Genomic DNA, 20,396 nt, shown 5'->3' with positions numbered 1-20,396 from the left:
AGTGGCGGTTAGGGGAAAAGCGCGCCGTCTGCAGGCGGCGCGTCCTGTGCAGCGTGGCCGTCGCCATGGCATGAGCAGCTTTCCTCGTCGATAGGCTGTTCGAGGCTCTTCATGATCCCGCACTCCGCGCTGCTGCTCTGGTGGGCATGGCAACTCTCGCGTAGCGAGCGCAATTGCTGCTCGAGTACGCGCATCGCTTCGATCTGTTGATGAATGCTCTCGATCTGGCTGTCGATCAATTCGTTGACTTCGTCGCAGGGCTGGCTGGGATCGGCCTGGAAGCGGCGCAGCATGCGGATGTCCGCGAGCCCGATGCCCAGCGAGCGGCAATGGCGGATGAAGCTGAGTTGCGTGGCGTGCATGGCCGTGTAACTGCGGTATCCGTTGGTTTCGCGCGCGGGCTCGTCCAGCAGGCCTTCGCGCTCGTAAAAGCGCACCGTTTCGACGTCGCAGTGCGCGCGGCGCGCCAATTCACCGATTCGCATGGTCGCGGCTCTCCCAGATGACTTGACCCTGTAGTGGCTACAGGCTGTCCAATGATTGTGTCATTTTTGGGAGAACCCGGCTATGAACCAGAGCAACGCGTCGCGGCCCGGCATTGCGCAGCGCCTGCGCGCGCGTGACGAGGAACGGACGGTGGGCGGCGCTCACGGGGCTGGCGGCGTGGAGAGCGCGTGCGGCGGTCATGAGTGTCAGCACGAGCACGACCATGGCACAGATCAACGACACGCCCATGACCACGGACACCATGGACAACCTGGGCCGGAAGGTCACGCACACGCTCACGGTTGCTGTCACGGCGGCGCGGCGCACAGCACTCCGCCGCACGGTCGGCGCAATGCGGACCCGGCGCCCGAGGGCACGCGCCGCGCGCGCTGGCGCATCGAAAACATGGATTGCCCGACCGAGGAGCGTCTGATCCGCAACCGGCTCGAGCCCATGCCGGGCGTCGTGCGCCTCGACTTCGACCTGCTCGCGCGCGAGCTGACCGTGCATCATCGGCTCGACGATACGCAGCCTGTCGTCGCCGCGCTGCGCGCGCTCGACATGGCGCCGCGTGCGCTGGACGACAGTACATCCGCGCAAGCCGCCGCCCCTGCGCCGGCCGGTCTCGCGCTGCGCCAGAAGCTGCTGCTGGCGGTGAGCGGCGTGGCAGCCGCAGGCGCCGAGGTGCTCGCCTGGAGCACTGGCCGGGAAACCAGCCTGCTGGTACTCGCCTGTGCAGTCATCTCGATCGTGTGCGCGGGTTTGCCCACGCTGCGCAAGGGCTGGATCGCACTGCGCAATGTCACGATCAATATTTATTTCCTGATGTCGCTTGCGTTGATCGGCGCCGTTGCCATCGGCAAGTGGCCTGAAGCGGCGATGGTGGTCTTCCTGTTCGCCCTCGCGGAGGAAATCGAGGCGCTGTCGCTCGAACGCGCCCGTCAGGCCATCCGCTCGCTGACCGCGCTCGCGCCTGAAGCCGCCGAAGTCTGGCAAGCCGGCGATGGCGCACCCGGGCAAGGCCAATGGCGCGAATCCGCCGTGGGCGAAGTGGCTGTCGGCAGCCGTATTCGCGTGCGTACCGGCCAGCGCGTGCCGCTCGACGCGCGCGTGATCGCGGGCCGGGCCGCGCTCGATCAGGCGCCGATCACGGGCGAAAGCCTGCCCGTCGACAAGGAGACCGGCGCGGTGCTGTACGCGGGCAGCATCGTCGTCGATGGCGTGGTCGAGGCGCTCGTCACCGCGGGCGCGAAGGACAGCACGCTCGCGCGCATCGCCGCGGCGGTGCAGGAGGCGCAGGCGCAGCGCGCGCCCACGCAGCGCTTCGTCGACCAGTTCGCGCGCTACTACACGCCGGCCGTGGTCGTGCTCGCCGTGGCGGTGGCGCTTGCCGGGCCGCTCGTGTTCGGCGGCGCGTGGAGTGCGTGGCTCTACAAGGCGCTCGTGCTGCTCGTGATCGCCTGCCCGTGCGCGCTCGTCGTCTCGACGCCGGTGACGGTCGTGAGCGGCCTTGCCGCCGCCGCGCGCCACGGCATGCTCGTGAAGGGCGGCGTGTGGCTCGAACGCGGCCGGCTGCTCAAGGCCGTCGCGCTCGACAAGACCGGCACGCTCACGCGCGGCGAACCTGTCCTGACCGACTCGCTCGCGGCGCCCGTTCGGGTGCTGGCCACCGCTGGTCAGTCCTGCGAGGCGCCGCTTTCGCCGCAAGAGGCGCTGCGCATTGCCGCGAGCCTGGACGATGCAAGCACGCACCCCGTCGCCCGTGCGGTGGTCGAAGGCTGGCGGGCGAGTGCGCCCAACGCGCGCTTGCTCGCGGTCGATCAGTTCGCTGTGCTGAACGGCCGCGGCGTGCAGGGCCGCATCGACGGCACGCTCTGGAGTCTCGGCAATCATCGTCTGGTGGAGGAGCTTGGTTTGTGCTCGCCCGAACTCGAAGCCCAACTGGCAACGCTGGAACGGGCGGGCAAGACGGCGATCGTGCTGTGCGCGCCGCAGGAGGCCGTCGCCGTGTTCGCCGTGGCCGACGCGCTGCGTACGGAAAGCGCACCGGCCGTGCGCGCCTTGCGCGCGCTCGGCGTGACGCCCGTCATGCTGACCGGCGACAACGTGTCGACCGCGCGGGCGATTGCCGGTCAACTCGGCATCGACGACGCGCGCGGCAATCTGCTGCCTCAGGACAAGCAGGACGCGATCGCCGCGCTCTCGAAGCAGTACGGCATGGCGGCAATGGTCGGCGACGGCGTGAACGACGCGCCCGCGCTCGCGCGCGCCGATATCGGCTTCGCGATGGGCGCGGCGGGCACCGCGACCGCACTCGAAACCGCCGACGTTGCGATCATGGACGACGATCCGCGCAAGATCGCCGCGTTCATCGGCCTCTCGCGCAAGACCGCCGGCGTGCTCAAGCAGAACATCGCGCTTGCGCTCGGCATCAAGGCCGTATTTCTCGTGCTCGCGATGGCGGGCGAGGCTACGCTCTGGATGGCCGTGTTCGCCGACGTCGGCGCAAGTCTGCTCGTCGTGGCGAACGGTCTGCGCGTGCGCCGGCATTTCGACGGCACGCGCAACGTGATGAAGCCTTCCGCGTAAGTGCGTAACGCAACTAACTGCCAACCCCATCCGCGCTCGTCCAGCGCGCTTCACCAGGGTTTGGCGAGCCGCGCGCGGAGTTCGGCGCGCGTGCTCTCGTCGAACTCGCCGAGAAAGCCGAAGCGGCCGGCAATCAGGGTGGCGGCCGGCATGCCGTCGCGGAACACGATGCGGTTGCCGGCGAGCGCGGGCACTTTCTCGCCGGGCAGCAGCGTGCCGAGGAGATTGAGCGGATCGGCGGCGCTCACGCAGACGAGCACGCCGCCTTCGCCTTCGCCTTGCGCCGCCGCGCGCCGCCGCACGTCGCGCAGCAGCGCCACGGCTTCGGGCAGCGCGAACTGTTCGCCCGAAATTCCGGTGACGAAGCGTCCGCCTCGCACCTCGCCGCGCGCCTCCATGCGATGCAGCACGCGCAGCAGATCGCGCCAGGGCGGCAGCCACGCGGCCTCTCGACCGAGCAGGTGCCAACTGACCACGCCGTAACGTCGCAGCAGCACATTGGCGACGTGCTCCAGCAGATCCGGGGCGGCGGGCGGGCGGCGCGCGGCGCCGGCGGCCGTTTGCCTTGCACGCGCAAGCGCCTGCGAGCGCGAGCCCGCTGCTGCGCCCGAATTCGATACAGCCGATCCCGTCTCGACGAGCGCGGCTTCATCGTCCAGATCCGCGAGCGGAGCGGCCAACGAACTGGCCAACGAATCGGCCAACGAATCGGCCATCGCATCGGCCTGCGGATTGGCCCGCTCGACGCGCCGCAGCGTCGCCCAGCGCCCCGCGTCGGCCATGCCGCCCGCGAGCGGCCCGAAGCCGCGCGGCCGGCGTCTGCCGTGATGCGCGCTGCGCTGAGCCGCCGGTTTCACGAGCGCGCGCAGCCCGGCAAAGCTGTCTGCGTTGACGAGGCCCGCCGCCACCAGTTCGCCGAGCGCGTTCTCCAGTTCGACGCCTAGCAAGTGCGCGTCGGCGGCCAGTTCGTCGAAGAACATCGCCCCGTGCCGCAGCAGGGCCTCGTAGACGCGCTGCGCGCGCGCCGACAGACCGGCCGTGTCGGTCGTTTCGACGAGCGCCATCCAGCGCGCCAGCTCGCGGCGCGCGAGCAGCACGACCGGTGTGCTGCGCACCGTCGACGCGGCCCCCGCGCGCGCCGGCAGGCGCGCCCAGGCGAGGCGCCCGGAGCGGCACAGCTCGTCGAGCAGCATGGGCGTGTAATCGTCGATGCGCGCCGGCAGGATTTCGTCCTCCCACGCGAGCGCCGAGGCTTCCCAGCCTTCGAGCTGGTCGAGCACGGCGGCCAGCGCGTCGCGGCCCGAGCCGCGCGCGCCGGGCGCCACGCGCTGCCATTCGAACAGGAAGCGCATGAAGTCGTGACGCTCGACCGGCTCGATTTCGCGCCGCAGCTTGCGCACCGTGTAGCGGTGGATGCGCGCGAGCAGATGGCGTTCGCACCATTCTTCCTGGCCGCCGCCCATCGCTTGCGGCGTGAAGCGCCCGCGCATCACGGTGCCTTCGGTTTCGAGGCGCGTGAGCGCGAGCGCCGCCACGCTCGCCTCCAGCGCGAGCGGCCGCGCCACCTGCGCGACCGTGAGCGGCCCGAAGCCCGACAGGCGCGCGCGCACAATCTCGACGAGCGCCGCGTCCTCGGTCCACGTCTCTGCGTATTCAGGCGGCGGCGTGAGCGGCGGCTCGCACCGCGCCTGCGGATAGATGGCCTGCACGCACGCAAGCCGCTCGATGCCCACCCACAGCGCGTCGCGGTCCGCAACCGGCAGCCGCGTTGCGCGGCCCGCCGCCGCCAGATCGGCGAGCCATGCGAGCCACTGCGGCTCTTGCTGCGCCTCGCTTTCGGCCAGCGCGCCGAGGCTCGTGAGCGCGTCGTGCATTTCGTCGGCGTCGCGCACTTGCGGCCAGGCTTCTTCGCGCACGCTCGCAATCGCTTCGGGGTCCAGCGCGCCGAGATCGTCGGTGGATTCGGGGTCGCTCCAGCGGCGCGACAGCACGGCCTGGGTGCGGCGTTCTTCGATTGGGGCGTCGTCGAGGAACGCATACGGGCGCGCGGTGAGGATTTCGGCCGCGAGCGGCGAGGGCGCGGGCAGTTCGCGCACCACGAGCTTCAGGTCGCCCGCCTCGATGCGGCGCAGCAGCGCGACCCATGCTTCGGTATCCATGGCATCGTGCAGGCAGTCGTCGAGCGTCTGGTCGACGAGCGGATGGCGCGGCACTTCGCGCTCGCCCGCGATGTTTTCGACGCACGCCACCTGGTCGGGAAACACGGCCGCGAGCAGGTCTTCGCTGCGCATGCGCTGGATCTGCGGCGGCGTCTTGCGCCCGCCGGTCTGACGCGGCAGCGCGAGCGACGTGGTCGCATTCCAGCGCCAGCGCACGCCGAACAGCGGCGCGTCGAGCAGCGCCTGCACGAGCAGATGCTCTGCGGAGTTCGAATGGAGATAGCGCCACACCTCGTCCAGCGCGAAACTGTGTGCGCCGGTGAGCGAGAGGATGATGGCGTCCTCGGTCGCGGCCGCCTGCAATTCGAAGTTGAACTGACGGCAAAAACGCTTGCGCAGCGCGAGACCCCACGCGCGGTTCAGGCGGCTGCCGAACGGCGTGTGGATCACGAGCTGCGTGCCGCCCGCCTCGTCGAAAAAGCGCTCCATGACGAGCGTGTCCTGGGTGGGCAGCACCGTGAGCGCGGCGCGGGCGCGCGCAAGATATTCGACGATCTGGCGTGCGGCGGCATCGTCGATCTCGAGGGCAGCGGCGAGCGCCGCCGTGGCGCGATCGACGACGGCGCTCGCCGCGGCGTCATCCGTCGCGCCGGCGTTTGCGCCCGCGTCGATCAACGCGGCTTCCACCTGCTTGCGCAGCCGCGAAATCGCGAACGAAAGCTCGTCGCTGCGGCCCGGCGCCTCGCCGAGCCAGAACGGAATGTTGGGCGGCTGCCCCTGGGCGTCCTCCACGCGCACGCGGCCCGCCTCGATGCGCAGGATCCGGTACGAGGCGTTGCCGAGCTGGAACACATCGCCCGCCAGGCTTTCGATGGCGAAGTCCTCGTTGACGGTGCCGATCTGCACGCCCTGCGGTTCGAGCAGCACCGAGTAGTCGGCGTTGTCGGGAATCGTGCCGCCCGATGTGAGCGCGATGAGCCGCGCACCGCGCCGCGCGCGCAGCGTGTGGCTCACCACGTCGCGATGCAGGTAGGCGGCGCGCGGCCCGTGACGGCTCGTATAGCCCTCGGCGAGCATGCGCAGCACGGCGTCGAACTGCGCGCGCCCGAGCGCGGCCCACGGCGTCGCGCGCTTCACGAGCGCGTAGAGCGCATCTTCCTCCCACGCCTCGCAGGCGACTTCCGCGACGATCTGCTGCGCGAGCACATCGAGCGGCGCCTGCGGTAGTGCGAGACGATCGAGTTCGCCGCGCCGCACGCTATCCAGCAGCGCCGCGCATTCGATCAGGTCGTCGCGCGATGTGGGGAAGATCCGTCCTTTCGGCACGCCGCCGACCTGGTGGCCGGAGCGCCCGACGCGCTGCAGGAAGGCTGCGATCGAGCGCGGCGAGCCGATCTGGCACACGAGGTCGACATCGCCGATATCGATGCCCAGTTCGAGCGACGCCGTCGCCACGAGCACGCGCAGATCGCCGCTCTTGAGCCGCTGCTCGGCGAGAAAACGATGCTCGCGCGCGAGGCTGCCGTGGTGCGCGGCCACGGCTTCGGCGCCCAGACGGTCGGTGAGATGGCGCGCCACGCGCTCGGCCATGCGGCGCGTGTTGACGAACACGAGCGTCGTGCGGTGCATGGCGACGAGTTCGGCCATGCGGTCGTACACGCGCTCCCACACGTCGTTCGCCATCACGGCTTCCAGCGGCACGGGCGGTATTTCTATCGCAAGGTCGCGCGTGCGCGTATGGCCCACATCGACGATCTCGCACGCGGGTGGGTTCGCGTCCCGATCCTGCGCCGCGTTACCCATGCCCACCAGAAAGCGCGCGACGGTCTCGATCGGCTTTTGTGTGGCCGACAGCCCGATGCGCAGCAGGCGTGAGCCGCACAGCGCGTCGAGCCGCTCGAGGCTCAGGGCGAGATGGCAGCCGCGCTTGTTGCCCGCGAGCGCGTGAATCTCGTCGACGATCACGCTGCGCGTGCTCGCCAGCATGCGGCGGCCCGATTCGGAGCCGAGCAGCACGTAGAGCGATTCGGGCGTCGTGACGAGAATGTGCGGCGCGCGTTTTCGGAGCGCCGCGCGCTCGGGCTGCGGCGTATCGCCAGTGCGCACCGCGGTGCGGATTTCGACTGGCGGCAAGCCAAGTCGCGCGAGTTCCTCGCCGATACCTTCGAGCGGCCGTTCGAGATTGAGCCGGATGTCGTTGGAGAGCGCCTTGAGCGGCGACACGTAGACGACGAGCGTCGTGTCGGGCAGCGCGCCGCCGTTCGCGAGGCCTTCTCGCACCAGTTCGTCGAGCGCGGCGAGAAAGGCGGTGAGCGTCTTGCCCGAGCCGGTCGGGGCGGCCACCAGCGTCGCGCGCCGGCTCGCGATGAGCGGCCACGCGGCGCATTGCGCGGCAGTGGGCGCGTCGAAGCTGCGCCGGAACCAGCCGGCCACGGCCGGATGGAAGCGCGCGAGCACGCCGCTTTGCGCGCCGTCGGGATTGGCGGCGGCTTCAGACGCTTGCGGATCGGATGCGGGCGAAGGCGTTGTCATGCGGGCGGTGTGCGGCAAAAAAAGCGGCAGAGAAGGCGGCATTGCACGTCTGCCAGTCTCGCAGCTTTCGTGCGCGTCTGCCTGGCGCGGGGCGGGCCGGGTGCGGGCGTTGCGGTGCGCAAGCAGGAAGGTACGGCCGCCTTGCGGCGTTTCAAGCCGTGGCGGCCGTCGGGCAGGCGCGGCGCGAACGCAGTATCCTCGCCGCGTTGGGCTTTCCCTCGAACCACGACGGAGTCACACCATGCGTTACAACCCCCTGGGCCGCACCGGCCTGTTCGTTTCCGAACTCTGCCTCGGCACGATGACCTTCGGCGGCGGCGCCGGCATCTGGAACCAGATCGGCGATCTCCAGCAGTCCGACGCCGAACGGCTCGTTGGCCGCGCGCTGGATGCAGGCGTCAATTTCATCGATACCGCCGACGTCTACTCGCAAGGCGTTTCCGAGCAGATCACCGGGCAGGCGCTCAGGAACCTCAAGATCCCGCGCGAGCAGGTGGTGATCGCGACCAAGGTGTTCGGCGAAATGGGCGCGTCGCCGAACGAGCGCGGCGCCACGCGCTATCACATCATGGACGGCGTGAAGGCGAGCTTGAAGCGCCTGCAGCTCGACCATATCGACCTCTATCAGATTCACGCCTTCGACCCCGTCACCCCGATCGAGGAAACGGTGCGCGCGCTCGATACGCTCGTGCAGCAGGGACATGTGCGCTACGCCGGCGTTTCGAACTGGGCGGCCTGGCAGATCGTGAAGGCGCTCGGCATCGCGCAGCGCGAAGGGCTCGCGCGCTTCGAGTCGCTGCAAGCCTATTACACCATCGCCGGGCGCGATCTCGAACGCGAGCTCGTGCCGATGCTGGAAAGCGAGGGGCTCGGCCTGATGGTCTGGAGTCCGCTCGCGGGCGGGCTCCTGAGCGGCAAGTACGGACGCGACCAGCAAGGCGAGGCGGGCAGCCGCCGCACGACGTTCGATTTTCCGCCCGTGAACCGCGAGCGCGCATGGGACTGCGTGGACGCGATGCGGCCGATCGCGCAGGCCAAAGGCGTGTCGGTCGCGCAGATCGCGCTCGCCTGGCTGCTGCATCAGAAGGCGGTCACATCGGTGATCGTCGGCGCCAAACGCGTGGACCAGCTCGACGACAACATCGCCGCGACGAAAGTCAAGCTCAGTGCCGAAGAGCTCGGCGTGCTGGGCGAGGCGAGCGGACTGCCCGCGGAGTATCCGGGCTGGATGCTCGCGCGCCAGGGCGAGCAGCGGCGCGCGCAGCTCAGACAATTGCGGCAGGAAGAGGTGTGACGCGGGAATGAGGCAAGGACGGAGAGGGGGATGAGAAGCGCCGGCGGTGAAAGCCGCCGGCGCGGTCTGGCCTGAGGCTGGATCGATCCGGTTGCCGGCGGACCGGTCAGCTCGCCGCCGAGACTTTCAGATGGTTCTTCACCGAGGTCACGCCCGAGACGCCTTCCACGACCTGTTTGGCGTTGTCGCGGTCCTCGGCGCTCGGCACGGTGCCGGTGAGCGAGACCACGCCCTTACGCGTCTTCACGTGGATGTGCTCCGACTTCACGTTCTTCGCGCCGAGCAGTTCGGCCTTGACCTTGGTCGTGATGGTTGCGTCGTCAACGTGCTGGCCCACGGATTCCGAACTGGCCGCAGGCGCGGAGCCGTTCGTCGTGGTCTGCGCACCGGCGACCAGTGCGAACGTCATGCAGGCGGCGCCAGCCGCGGTCTTGAGGATCAGGATGCGCTTCATGGTGACTCCCTTTCTGGTTGTGGTCGCGGCATCTGTCCGCAAGATGCGTACCTCGCCGCGTCCGTGCTCGCTGCGCGCAACGTTGAAAGCCTGCTGGAAGCCGCTTGCGCGCCCACTATGCGGGATCGCGGCCGATTCTCGCGGCCACGGTTTTCCCGACCGGCACGCGCAAAATTTTTTCCGCACCGTTGTAAAAATCTCCACGGTGGGGTCGGAAAAGAGGCTCGTGTAACCTGCGTTGCAAATGCCGATCCCGTTTCAAAACAGTGCGTTGTAAAAACTGGCATGGCTGTTGCATGAGGGGGTTACCACTCAATTCAACAAAACGGGATTGCCATGCCTTCCATCGCGTTACACGCGCGCCAGCATCTGGCGCTCACGCCGCGTCTTCAGCAAGCGGTGAGGCTGCTGCAACTGTCGTCGCTCGAATTCCAGCAGGAGCTGCGCGAGGCGCTCGACACCAATCCGTTCCTCGAATATGTCCCGCCTGCTTCGGAGACCGGCGAGGCTGCCGAAGCGGCCGACGGCGCGGCGGGCATCGGCACCGCGGCTTCGCCCGCGGGCGAAGCCCCCGCCATGGCGGCGGAAGGCACGGGCGAGTCCGGCCTCGATGCCGGCATGGCGCAGGAAACGTCCCCCTACGCCGAGAATTCGTACGCCGAGTCCAGCTACAGCGACGAAGGCTCGGGCTATACCGCCGAGATGCCAACGCCCGGCGCGTTGCGCACGTCGAGCTATCGCGGCGGCGAGGACGGCGATTCCGAGGCCTCCGACTGGGTGCGCGTGCCGGTCACGCTGCGCGAGCAGTTGCATGAGGCGCTGCGCCTCTCGCCGCTCGACGACCTTGACCGGATCGCAACGCAGATCGTCATCGAGGCGCTCGACGACGACGGCTACCTGCGCCAGGACCTCGCCGATCTCGCCGACGGAGAGGGCGCGGGCGACACGCCGGGCGAAACGCTAGACGAAGACCGCCTGCGTGTGGCGTTGCGCGTGGTGCAGACGCTCGATCGCCCCGGCATCGGTGCACGTTCGCTTTCCGAATGCCTCGCGCTTCAGCTCGAGGCGATGCCGCACGACACCCCGCATCGCGAACTGGCCATGCAGATCGTCTCGCAGCATCTCGAACGCCTCGCGCGCCGCGAGCACGGCGAGCTGCAGCGCCAGCTCGGCTGCGACGCCGCCTCCCTGCAAGCCGCGAGTGCGCTCGTGCGCCGCCTCGATCCGAAACCGGGCAATCACTATGGGCGCGCGGACGGCGGCTATGTCATTCCTGACGTGATCGTGCGCCAGGTGCGCGGCAAGTGGGTGGTGAGCGTGAACCCGGCCATCGAGCCGCGGGCGCGCATCCACAAGCTCTATGCGGAGATGTTCGCGCGCTCGGATCAGACGAGCCGCTCGCCGCTTGCCCAGCAGTTGCAGGAAGCGCGCTGGCTGATCCGCAACGCGCACAAGCGCTGCGAGACGATCCTGCGCGTTGGCGAGTGCATCGTCGCGCGTCAGAAGGCGTTTTTCCAGTACGGCGAAATCGCGCTGCGGCCCATGCTGCTGCGCGACGTCGCCGACGAACTGGGCCTGCACGAGTCGACCGTCTCGCGCGCCACGGGCAACAAGTACATGGCTACGCCGCGGGGCATCTTCGAGTTCAAGCGCTTCTTCCCGCGCGAGCTGGAGACGCGAACGGGCGGCACGTGCTCGGCGGCTGCGGTGCGCGCGCTCATCAAGGAAATGATCAACGCCGAAGATCCGCGCGATCCGCTTTCCGACGTCATTCTCACGCAGGAACTCGAAAAGCAGGGCGTGCAGGTGGCGCGCCGCACGGTCACGAAGTATCGGCAGATGATGAAGTTGCCGGCGGCGGAAATGCGTCGGCAGATTTGAGGCACGCTTCAAGGCGATTTCCGGCGCGCGCGGCTAGTTCGCGCCGATGCGTTCGATCAGCGCCATCGCTGCCGCAGGGTTGCGTTCCTTGAAGCCGCTGATGACGTAGAGATACACGTCCCGGCCGGCTTTCCCGGCGAGCGGTTGCGCGTAGGTGGCGAGATCGTCGGGTGTTTCGCCGCGCGACCAGGCGAGCGCGCGCGCCGCCCAAAGGTCGAGGTCGGCGGGAGCATAGCCCTGCGGGTGATCCTGCGCGGTTCCCATGATGCGGGCGTAGACGAACGGCGCGCTTGCATCGCCGATCAGCGGGTAGCCGGAATCGCCGCTGACGACGATCGCCGCCTTGTGCTTGCGCGCGAGCGCGACGAATTCCGGCGTGCAAAAGCTCTTGTCGCGCACTTCGAGCGCATGGCGCAGCGGGCGGCCTTCGGCCTCGTCTGGCAGCAGTTCGAGAAATCGTGCGTAGTCCTCGGGATCGAAGCGCTTGCCTGGCGTGAGCTGCCAGTTGATCGGCCCGAGCTTGTCGCGCAGGTTCAGCACGCCGCCACTCAGAAAGCGCTCGATCGTGGCCCCGGCTTCGGCCAGCACACGGCGATTCATCGCAAAGCGCGGGGCTTTGAGCGAGAACACGAAGTCTTCGGGGGTTTCGTCGTGCCAGCGCGTGAAGCTTTCCGGGCGCTGTGCGCCGTAATATGTGCTGTTGATTTCCAGCGTCGAGAGATGACGGCTTGCATATTCCAGTTCGCGGCGCTGCGCAAGCCCGCCGGGATAGAACGCGCCGCGCCACGGCGCATAGATCCAGCCGCCCACGCCGACGCGAATCCGGCCGTGCCGGGCTTTTGAAGTGGATGAAGGCGCCATGGGAAATCCGCCGTCGAAGCCTGAATCGCGCAGTGTAGCGCAGCACCGGCTGCGGCCGCGGGTTAGCGTGCGGATTCCGGACTCGCGAGTTCATCTCGATTTTTAGGCATAGTCCGATATTTTCTTGTTCGTTGTGAGGCTACTTTAGTCCTTTCGTGTCAGATAACCTCACAGGGACCATCAGATGTCTTCCCGCATATCTCCGGAACTCACCGATGCACAGTGGCGCAGCATCGCGCCCATCTTTCACGAAATCCGCGTTGACGGTCGTCGCGGTCGTCCGGCGCACAATCCGCGTCACGTTTTCGCGGGCATTCTTTGGATTCTGGTCACCGGTTCGGTCTGGTCGAAGCTGCCCGAGCAGTATCCCGATTTCCGCACCTGCCATCGCCGCTTCAAGCTGTGGTTCGACGCCGGTCTCGTGCATCACGCCATGGAGCGTCTGCACGGCGAGCAAGGCCTCGCCCTGTGCGCGGCCATGGCCGCACGCATGCAGCCGTGGCGCGCGCCGGCCGGCCGCAAGCCGCGCTTTCCGGTGGCGTCCTCGCTGCGCTGGCCGCTCGCGCGGCCTTTCGTGGAACGGTGAGCGGGCACGCAGATTTTTCGCGGCCGATCACGTGTGCGCCGCAGAATCAGATCTCCCCATCCTCCCCACGCATGCGTTCGAACAGCGGTGCCCACCATCGCTCGCGCGAGAACGCCTCGATTTCCACGTCGGTATCGAGATCGACGGTGCGTTGCCGCTCTCGCGCATCGAGTGGATCCGCTTGCGCAAACTGTGCGGCGAGCACGTCGGCACCGGCGTCGGAAGCGTCGCGCGGCCCGTGCTCGCGGGCATCGACACGTTCTGCGAGCCGCGCTTGCGGCGCGTGGAAGTTCAGGATCAGCATTGGCCGGTTCAGCTCACGCGCGAGCGCCGCGAAACGTGCGCGATGCGCCGCCTTGAGAAACGTCGCATCCACTAGCGCCGTATAGCCCGCGTTCAGCACGTCGCGCACATCGGCGACGAGGCGTTCGTAATGCGCGTCGAGCGCGGCTTGCGTGTAGGCGCTTGCCGGCAGGGCGTCGAGCGAGGGTGGCGCGAAGGGTTCGAGCCGCTTGCGTTCGAGGTCGCTCGACACACGGATCGCCCCGCTCAATTCGGCGAGCGCGCGGCTCGCAGCCGACTTTCCCGACCCGGAAAAGCCGTGGCACAGCAAAAGCCAGGGCGCGGGCTCGCGCATGGCGCGCGCTTCGCTGGCCGCGAGCGCCAGGTAGCGCGAAGCGGTGCCTGCGCTCGCTTGCGCGTCGGACCGCGCGGGCGAGTGCGCCTTGAGCATCGCTACCAGGGCCCGCACCAGCGCGCGATAAACGATATAAAGCCGCAACGCAGCGAGCCCCGTGAATTCGCCTGTCGCGTCGAGGTAGCGATTGAGCAGACGGTGGGCATATGCCGCGTGGCCACGCGCGCGCAGATCCATCAGCAGGAACGCAAGATCGCAGGTCACGTCGATCCAGCGCAGTGCGTCGCTGAACTCGATGCAATCGAACATCAGCGCGCGCCGCCCGTCCCGCACGATGTTGTCGAGATGCAGGTCGCCGTGGCAGGCGCGCACGAATCCGTTTGCGCGGCGTGCGTCGAGGTGTGGCGCGAGACGGGCGAGTTCGCTTTCGCAAGTTGCGCGCAACGCGGCGCTTTCCACCGCGTGCGCCGTGCTCGGATCCGCTTCGAGGGGCGCGAGCGCCGCGAGCACCTGTTCGCGCAGCAGTGCTGCCGAGCCGAGGCGCGCCGCGGGTGCCGTCGGCCCGCGTCCGGCCCGGCGCGCATGCCGATGGCTCGCGGCGAGGCTGACTGCGGCCGCATCGATATCGGCCGTGCCCAGTTCGCCGTGCGCGAGCAGGTTCGAGAACAGCAGACGCTGATCGAAGCGGCGCATACGAACCGCGTAGTCGATGACGCTGGCGTTGCCGCGCCCGCCGCGCCTGAGCCTGCAGCGCCGACCGTCAATCAATAGTTCGCTGGTGTCGCGATAAATCGATCCCGCGAAGGGCGCATTCAGACGAATCTCGGCTTCGCAGCAGCGGCGCCGGGCATCGAGCCGCACAAAATTGACGAAGCCGAAATCGACGGGCTTCATGATCTTGTACGCGTACCGCCCGGCGAGAAACACCACGGAAATATGGGTTTCGATGCGCACGATGCGCCCGGCCGGGTGCGCGTAAGTGCAGGCGCGCGAGAGCGCGGCGTCCACGAGGCGGCTGTGGCGGCGCGCCGCGCGCTGACGGTTGAGGACATGGCGTGAGGTCGGCGTTTCCGGCATGGCTATCGTGGGAATCGTGGGCTACGGGGCGATACGCATGAAGGCCAGCATAGCGCGAGCCAGCGCGGGAAGACCGTTGCGCGGCATGTCAAGGCCCTGATCGAAACGGCCTGCATGGGCCTCGGCGGATTGCACGTTTTGTGTAATCCACCGAGGCTGCGCGATACTGTCATGTTCAACCCAATGGAATCTCGGAGACATGGCGCATTTCGACGTATTCAACGGCGACGCAGACGGCATCTGCGCGCTGCATCAACTGCGGCTTGCAAGGCCGCGCGAGGCGACGCTCATCACCGGCGCGAAGCGCGACATCGCACTCGTCGAGCGCGTGAGCGCCCAGCCAGGCGACTCGCTCACGGTGCTCGACATTTCGTTCGACGTGAATCGCAAGGCGCTCACCGCGCTGCTCGCGAAGGACGTCGCGATCGAATATTTCGACCATCACCACGCCGGCGATCTGCCTGTGAACAGGAATCTCGTCGCGCACATCGACACCACGGCGCAGGTCTGCACGAGCGTGCTCGTCGACCGGCATCTCGCCGGCCGCTACCGGCCGTGGGCGATTGCGGCGGCCTGGGGCGACAATCTGCGCGACACGGCGCAGGCGCTCGCACAGCAGGCCGGGCTCGACACCGCGCAGGCCGGACAGCTGCGCGAGCTTGGCGAGTCGATCAACTACAACGCTTACGGCGACTGCGTCGAAGATCTCATGATCGCGCCGCTCGATCTGTACGCGGCGATGAAGCCTTATGCCGACCCGTTCGATTTCATTGTGTCGGAGCCCATCGTCGGGCAGCTCGCCCGTTGCCGTCACGGCGATCTCGAACTGGCCCAGGCTATCGCGCCGCTCGTCGCGCTCCAGTACGGCAGCGTTTGCGTGTTGCCCGACGAGCCATGGGCGCGCCGCGTGCGCGGCGTGTTCGCCAACGTGCTCGCGAACGAGGAACCCTCGCGCGCTCACGCGGTGCTGAGCGTGAACGGGGACGGCAACTACGCGGTGAGCGTGCGCGCGCCGCTCGAGGCACCGCGCGGCGCGGACGAACTCTGCCGCGCGTTCCCTGGCGGAAACGGCCGGGTAGGCGCGGCGGGCATCGACTGTCTCGAATCGAACCGGCTCGACGCGTTCGTCACCGCGTTCGCGCGCGTGTTCGGGCGCGCGAAGCCGGCTTCGGCATGAGCGGCACAAGGCGCGGTTAAGCCGTTTCGCCTGAGCCCTGCGCGGCGCGCGGCGCCGGCCAGCGCCAGTTACGGATTTCGGGCATGTCGTCGCCGTACTCGTCCACGTAGCGGCGGTGCGCGGCCAGCTTGTCGTGCAGTGTCTGGCGCAGGTGCGCCGCGCGCTGCGCGAGGCCGTCCACGCGGTCGATCACGGCTTCGCACAGGTGGTAGCGATCGAGCCGGTTGAGCACCGTCATGTCGAACGGCGTGGTCGTCGTGCCTTCCTCGATGAAGCCGTGCACGTGAATGTTCGCGTGATTGGCGCGCCGGTACGTGAGCCGGTGGATCAGCGAAGGATAGCTGTGGTGCGCGAAGATGACGGGCTTGCCGGTCGTGAAGAGCGCGTTGAAGTCGGCGTCCGGCAAGCCATGCGGATGGCGGTCGGCGGGTTCGAGCGTCATCAGGTCGACCACGTTCACCACGCGGATCTTCAGGTCGGGCAGGCAGGTGCGCAGCAGGTCCACGGCGGCTAGCGTCTCCATGGTCGGGACGTCGCCGGCGCAGGCCATGACCACGTCGGGCTCGCCGCCGTCATCGTTGCTCGCCCATTGCCAGATGCCGATGCCGTCCGCGCAGTGGCGAATGGCCGCGTCCATGTCGAGCCACTGCGCCTGCGGCTGCTTGCCTGCCACGACGATGTTGATACGGTTCCACGTGCGCAGCACGTGGTCGGTCACGGCGAGCAGCGTGTTGGCGTCGGGCGGCAGATACACGCGCACGGTGTCCGACTTCTTGTTCACCGCATAGTCGATGAAGCCCGGGTCCTGATGGCTGAAGCCGTTATGGTCCTGGCGCCACACGTGCGAGGTGAGCAGATAGTTGAGCGAGGGAAGCGGCCGCCGCCACGGAATCTCGCGGATCACCTTCAGCCATTTCGCGTGCTGGTTGAACATCGAATCGATGATGTGGATGAACGCCTCGTAGCACGACATGAAACCGTGGCGGCCCGTGAGCAGATAGCCTTCCAGCCAGCCCTGGCAGGTGTGCTCGGAGAGGATTTCCATCACGCGGCCGTTGGTGGCGAGCTGGATGTCGTCGGGCGTGACCTCCGCGAGCCAGGTGCGCGACGTCACGTCGAATACGTCGCTCCAGCGGTTCGACGCGGTTTCGTCGGGCCCGAAGATGCGGAAGTTGTGCGTGGCGTCGTTCACACGCATCACTTCGCGCAGGAACGCGCCCATCACGCGCGTGGCTTCGGCGTCCACCTGGCCGGGTGCGGGCACATCCACGGCGTGGTGCTCGAAGGGCGGCACGCGCAGCTCGCGCACGCGGCCGCCGCCGTTCGAGCGCGGGTTCGCACTCATGCGCTTTTCGCCTTGCGGCGCGAGCGCGGCGATGTCGGGCACGAGGCGGCCTTGCGCGTCGAAGAGTTCCTCGGGCTTGTAACTGCGCATCCAGCTTTCCAGCAGCGCGAGATGCCCGGGCTTCGAGATGTTGGCGAGCGGCACCTGGTGCGAGCGCCACGAGCCTTCGGTTTTCTGGCCATCCACGGTCTTCGGGCCCGTCCAGCCCTTGGGCGTGCGCAGGACGATCATCGGCCAGCGCGGGCGCACGTAGCCGGGCGGCAGGTTGCCGTGTTCGTCCGCGAGTTCGCGTGCAGTCTTCTGGATGCGCGCGATGTCGTCGAACGCCGTGTCGAACGCGGCGGCCATCAGGCGATGCGCCACGTCCGGCTCCTCGGCCTCCACGAAGATCGGTTCGTGGCCATAGCCCTTCATGAGCGAGGCGAGTTCGTCGTCGCCGATACGCGCAAGCACGGTCGGCCCCGCGATCTTGTAGCCGTTCAGATGGAGAATGGGCAGCACCGCGCCATCGGTGGCGGGATTGAGGAACTTGTTGGAGTGCCAGGCGGTGGCGAGCGGACCCGTTTCGGCTTCGCCGTCGCCCACCACGCAGGCGACGATCAGATCCGGGTTGTCGAACACCGCGCCGTAGGCATGCGAAAGCGCGTAGCCGAGTTCGCCGCCTTCGTGGATGGACCCCGGCGTTTGCGGCGCGACGTGGCTCGGAATACCGCCCGGAAAGCTGAACTGCTTGAAGAGCGCGGCCATGCCCTCGACGTCCAGCGGCACGTTCGGCCAGGTCTCGCTGTAGGTGCCTTCCAGCCAGGTGTTCGCGACGACGGCCGGCCCGCCGTGGCCCGGCCCCGCGAGAAACAGCACGTCGAGATCGCGTGCGTTGATGACGCGGTTCAGGTGCGTGTAGAGGAAGTTCAGGCCCGGCGTGGTGCCCCAGTGGCCGAGCAGGCGCGGCTTCACGTGCGCGAGTTGCAGCGGCTCGCGCAATAGCGGATTGGCGAGCAGATAAATCTGGCCAACCGAGAGATAGTTGGCCGCGCGCCACCAGGCGTCCATGCGGCGCAGCAGGTCGTCGGAGAGCGGCGGGTAGGCAGGGGTGTCGGCAGCGTTCATGCGGGGCTCCGGTTGCGCAGCGGCGGAAGGCGGACCGAGGCGGACTGCGTGCGCGGCGCGACGGCGCGCGTGGCGCGAGCGAGCGGCCCGCACGGCGGACGTACTCCGCACGCGTGGCCGGGCGGCAGCCCTCGTGGTCCTGTGGGATGTCTTATGGTGCCACGATCGCGCGGCGCGCCACGCGTGGATGTCCTGCGGCCGTGAGTCACATCGGGCCGTGGGCTGCCGTGTCGCTGCGCCGCAGCGCGCAATGCACGGCAGCGCGCGGCCCGATTGCATAACATGGCTTTATGCTGATCGATGCGGCGCGTCAGCCGCGTTCTGACGAGGAGGATGGCGATGCGGGCAATGCTGTTCGATGGCGAGAATCCGCGGCTGCGCGAAGCCGATCTGCCCGACCCGGCGCCGGGCGCGGGCGAACTGCTGATCGATGTGCGCGCGTGCGGCGTGTGCCGCACCGACCTGCACGTCGTGGACGGCGATCTCGATCACCCGAAAAGGCCGGTCATTCCCGGCCACGAGATCGTCGGCACCGTCGCCGCGATCGGGGCGGGCGTGACGGGTTTCACGCCCGGCGACCGCGTGGGCGTGCCGTGGCTCGGCCATACCTGCGGCCATTGCCGCTTTTGCGCCGACGGGCGCGAGAACCTCTGCGACGCGCCCGGCTTCACCGGCTATACGATCGACGGCGGCTATGCCACGCGCACCGTCGCCGACGCCCGCTACTGCTTCCATCTGCCGCGCCAGTACAGCGACGTCGAGGCCGCGCCGCTCCTCTGCGCGGGACTCATCGGCTATCGCTCGCTCGCGATGGCGGGCGATGCACGGCGCATCGGCATCTACGGCTTCGGCGCGGCGGCGCATATCGTTGCGCAGGTCGCTCGCCACCAGGGGCGCACGGTCTACGCCTTCACGCGTCCGGGTGACGCTGCGGCGCAGCAGTTCGCGCGGCGTCTCGGTGCAACGTGGGCCGGCGGCAGCGACGAGCGCGCGCCGGAGGAACTCGACGCGGCCCTGCTGTTCGCGCCGGTCGGTGCGCTCGTGCCCGCGGCGCTGCGGGCGCTGGCGAAGGGCGGCACGGTCGTGTGCGGCGGCATCCACATGAGCGACATTCCTTCGTTTCCTTACGCATGGCTGTGGGAAGAGCGGCGCATCGTCTCCGTGGCGAATCTCACGCGCGAAGACGGCGCGACCTTCATGGCGATCGCCGCGCGACACAAGCTCGAAATCGAGACCACGCCGTACCCGCTCGCGCGCGCGAACGAGGCGCTGGCCGATTTGCGCGAGGGACGGCTCACGGGAGCGGCGGTGTTGACGATGCGCTGAACGGGTCAGGTGGATCACGCTGCCGGCGCCGGGGAGACAACGGGTCGCAATGACGAAGGCGCGCATCCGTACCCAAATGCGCTACAACGATTTATGTAGATAGCGCGCGCCGGGAGCCGGTGCGCGCCCCGCAACGGCCGGCTGTCCGCCGCGCGCGACGCTTACCCGGCACGCGCGCGGCAATCATGCCGCGCAACATGGGCAACGCCCGGGAGGTCCATGATGTACAAGCAGATTCTGGTAGCGGTCGATGGCAGCCGCAGCGGCCGGCGCGCGCTCGAGGAGGGCGTGAAGATCGCGAAGGCGACGGGCGGTGCCGTTCAGGCGCTGTGTGTCGTGCGGCATCCGGCGCGGCTCGTGGACGTGAGTTCGGGCTTCGCCGAGGAGCAGGCGCGCCACTCGGCGGAAAACGACGCGGCCACGGCGGCGCTCGAAGAAGCGAAACGGGTGTTCGCCGAGGCTCAGGTGCCGGGCTCCACGCGCGCAGCGGATGCGAGCGGCGAGGAGATTGCCGCGGTGATCTCGCGCATCGCCGCCGAGGACGGCGCGGACCTCGTCGTGATGGGTACGCGTGGTTTGTCGGGCATGAAGCGCCTGTTGCTCGGCAGCGTGGCCGAATCGTTCCTGCGCATGGCGGACCGGCCGGTGATGCTGGTGCGCGACGAAGAGGCGCCTGCCGCCTGACCGGGGCGCCCCGGTTCCAACGGCCGGTCAGCGGCGAGGGCGCGATCGGGCGACCCGCGCTCCCGCCCCTACCGCCCTTAGGATACGTCGCGAAATACCCGCAATAGCAGGCCTGGTCTTGATTCGCTGCGCATCAACTATCTCGAAATGTGACGCCGATCAAGCGGCAAAATCGCCCATTCGTCGCGCGGCAGGCCGTCT

General features: G+C 68.5%; 14 protein-coding genes. 8 read left to right on the top strand and 6 right to left on the bottom strand.

The window, feature by feature from the left end; translation table 11 throughout:
- Positions 1–8: 8 nt before the first annotated feature.
- The gene (gene cadR / locus C7411_RS14870; protein WP_110385031.1) at positions 9–485 is read right to left on the bottom strand and encodes a Cd(II)/Pb(II)-responsive transcriptional regulator; all 477 of its coding nucleotides are present in this window, start codon (positions 483–485) and stop codon (positions 9–11) included.
- Between the two features lie 82 nt (positions 486–567).
- Between cadR and C7411_RS14865 the strand changes: the two genes are divergently transcribed.
- On the top strand, positions 568–3,075 hold the full coding sequence (locus tag C7411_RS14865; RefSeq protein ID WP_110385030.1) for a heavy metal translocating P-type ATPase: 2,508 nt from the start codon (positions 568–570) through the stop codon (positions 3,073–3,075).
- Positions 3,076–3,125: 50 nt separating this feature from the next.
- Here C7411_RS14865 and C7411_RS14855 read toward each other — a convergent pair whose 3' ends face one another.
- A complete protein-coding gene (locus tag C7411_RS14855; RefSeq protein ID WP_165822810.1) occupies positions 3,126–7,766 on the bottom strand; it encodes a DEAD/DEAH box helicase in 4,641 nt (1,546 codons plus the stop codon).
- A gap of 241 nt (positions 7,767–8,007) precedes the next feature.
- Here C7411_RS14855 and C7411_RS14850 point away from each other — a divergent pair, with 241 nt between their 5' ends.
- Entirely contained in the window at positions 8,008–9,060 is a 1,053-nt protein-coding gene (locus C7411_RS14850) for an aldo/keto reductase (protein ID WP_110385029.1), read from the top strand.
- A gap of 106 nt (positions 9,061–9,166) precedes the next feature.
- Here C7411_RS14850 and C7411_RS14845 read toward each other — a convergent pair whose 3' ends face one another.
- On the bottom strand, positions 9,167–9,514 hold the full coding sequence (locus C7411_RS14845; protein ID WP_110385028.1) for a BON domain-containing protein: 348 nt from the start codon (positions 9,512–9,514) through the stop codon (positions 9,167–9,169).
- On the opposite strand from C7411_RS14845, the gene C7411_RS37040 reads away from it, so the two are divergent.
- Both C7411_RS37040 and C7411_RS14840 read left to right on the top strand, forming a co-directional pair.
- Positions 9,513–9,746, top strand: a complete 234-nt coding sequence (locus C7411_RS37040) for a hypothetical protein (protein ID WP_133253658.1) — start codon at positions 9,513–9,515, stop codon at positions 9,744–9,746. The genes C7411_RS14845 and C7411_RS37040 overlap by 2 nt on opposite strands.
- Before the next feature lie 104 nt (positions 9,747–9,850).
- Complete coding sequence (locus C7411_RS14840) at positions 9,851–11,395, top strand: RNA polymerase factor sigma-54 (RefSeq protein WP_110385027.1); 1,545 nt, start codon at positions 9,851–9,853, stop codon at positions 11,393–11,395.
- 33 nt (positions 11,396–11,428) lie between these two features.
- Here the strand turns inward: C7411_RS14840 and C7411_RS14835 are convergent, their stop codons facing one another.
- Positions 11,429–12,256: a DUF72 domain-containing protein gene (locus C7411_RS14835; RefSeq protein ID WP_110385026.1), complete on the bottom strand. Its 828-nt coding sequence runs from the start codon at positions 12,254–12,256 to the stop codon at positions 11,429–11,431.
- A 184-nt stretch (positions 12,257–12,440) separates the two neighbouring features.
- Here C7411_RS14835 and C7411_RS14830 point away from each other — a divergent pair, with 184 nt between their 5' ends.
- On the top strand, positions 12,441–12,842 hold the full coding sequence (locus C7411_RS14830; RefSeq protein WP_110385025.1) for a transposase: 402 nt from the start codon (positions 12,441–12,443) through the stop codon (positions 12,840–12,842).
- Positions 12,843–12,888: 46 nt separating this feature from the next.
- On the opposite strand, the gene C7411_RS14825 is transcribed toward C7411_RS14830, so the two are convergent.
- Positions 12,889–14,556, bottom strand: coding sequence for a bifunctional aminoglycoside phosphotransferase/ATP-binding protein (locus C7411_RS14825; RefSeq protein WP_110385024.1), 1,668 nt, complete (start codon positions 14,554–14,556; stop codon positions 12,889–12,891).
- 199 nt (positions 14,557–14,755) lie between these two features.
- On the opposite strand from C7411_RS14825, the gene C7411_RS14820 reads away from it, so the two are divergent.
- A complete protein-coding gene (locus C7411_RS14820) occupies positions 14,756–15,733 on the top strand; it encodes an acetyltransferase (RefSeq protein WP_110385023.1) in 978 nt (325 codons plus the stop codon).
- Between the two features lie 16 nt (positions 15,734–15,749).
- On the opposite strand, the gene C7411_RS14815 is transcribed toward C7411_RS14820, so the two are convergent.
- Entirely contained in the window at positions 15,750–18,185 is a 2,436-nt protein-coding gene (locus C7411_RS14815) for a phosphoketolase family protein (RefSeq protein ID WP_110385022.1), read from the bottom strand.
- Positions 18,186–18,524: 339 nt separating this feature from the next.
- Between C7411_RS14815 and C7411_RS14810 the strand changes: the two genes are divergently transcribed.
- Both C7411_RS14810 and C7411_RS14805 read left to right on the top strand, forming a co-directional pair.
- Positions 18,525–19,511 (top strand): zinc-dependent alcohol dehydrogenase family protein, encoded by a 987-nt coding sequence (locus C7411_RS14810; protein WP_110385072.1) that lies wholly within the window; start codon positions 18,525–18,527, stop codon positions 19,509–19,511.
- A gap of 222 nt (positions 19,512–19,733) precedes the next feature.
- Positions 19,734–20,195, top strand: coding sequence for a universal stress protein (locus C7411_RS14805; RefSeq protein ID WP_110385021.1), 462 nt, complete (start codon positions 19,734–19,736; stop codon positions 20,193–20,195).
- Positions 20,196–20,396: the final 201 nt, after the last annotated feature.

The organism is Paraburkholderia silvatlantica (assembly GCF_003096715.1).
GTDB classification, from domain to species: Bacteria; Pseudomonadota; Gammaproteobacteria; order Burkholderiales; family Burkholderiaceae; genus Paraburkholderia; species Paraburkholderia silvatlantica.
This window is presented reverse-complemented; position numbering and strand designations above follow the sequence as displayed.

Bases quoted from the DNA above. Each gene is read 5' to 3' on its own strand.
- C7411_RS37040 (WP_133253658.1), top strand. From the start codon at position 9,513: ATGGTGACTCCCTTTCTGGTTGTGGTCGCGGCATCTGTCCGCAAGATG.
- C7411_RS14850 (WP_110385029.1), top strand. From the start codon at position 8,008: ATGCGTTACAACCCCCTGGGCCGCACCGGCCTGTTCGTTTCCGAACTC.
- C7411_RS14805 (WP_110385021.1), top strand. From the start codon at position 19,734: ATGTACAAGCAGATTCTGGTAGCGGTCGATGGCAGCCGCAGCGGCCGG.
- C7411_RS14855 (WP_165822810.1), bottom strand. From the start codon at position 7,766: ATGACAACGCCTTCGCCCGCATCCGATCCGCAAGCGTCTGAAGCCGCC.
- C7411_RS14865 (WP_110385030.1), top strand. From the start codon at position 568: ATGAACCAGAGCAACGCGTCGCGGCCCGGCATTGCGCAGCGCCTGCGC.
- C7411_RS14845 (WP_110385028.1), bottom strand. From the start codon at position 9,514: ATGAAGCGCATCCTGATCCTCAAGACCGCGGCTGGCGCCGCCTGCATG.
- C7411_RS14835 (WP_110385026.1), bottom strand. From the start codon at position 12,256: ATGGCGCCTTCATCCACTTCAAAAGCCCGGCACGGCCGGATTCGCGTC.
- C7411_RS14825 (WP_110385024.1), bottom strand. From the start codon at position 14,556: ATGCCGGAAACGCCGACCTCACGCCATGTCCTCAACCGTCAGCGCGCG.
- C7411_RS14810 (WP_110385072.1), top strand. From the start codon at position 18,525: ATGCGGGCAATGCTGTTCGATGGCGAGAATCCGCGGCTGCGCGAAGCC.
- C7411_RS14830 (WP_110385025.1), top strand. From the start codon at position 12,441: ATGTCTTCCCGCATATCTCCGGAACTCACCGATGCACAGTGGCGCAGC.
- C7411_RS14820 (WP_110385023.1), top strand. From the start codon at position 14,756: ATGGCGCATTTCGACGTATTCAACGGCGACGCAGACGGCATCTGCGCG.
- C7411_RS14815 (WP_110385022.1), bottom strand. From the start codon at position 18,185: ATGAACGCTGCCGACACCCCTGCCTACCCGCCGCTCTCCGACGACCTG.
- C7411_RS14840 (WP_110385027.1), top strand. From the start codon at position 9,851: ATGCCTTCCATCGCGTTACACGCGCGCCAGCATCTGGCGCTCACGCCG.
- cadR (WP_110385031.1), bottom strand. From the start codon at position 485: ATGCGAATCGGTGAATTGGCGCGCCGCGCGCACTGCGACGTCGAAACG.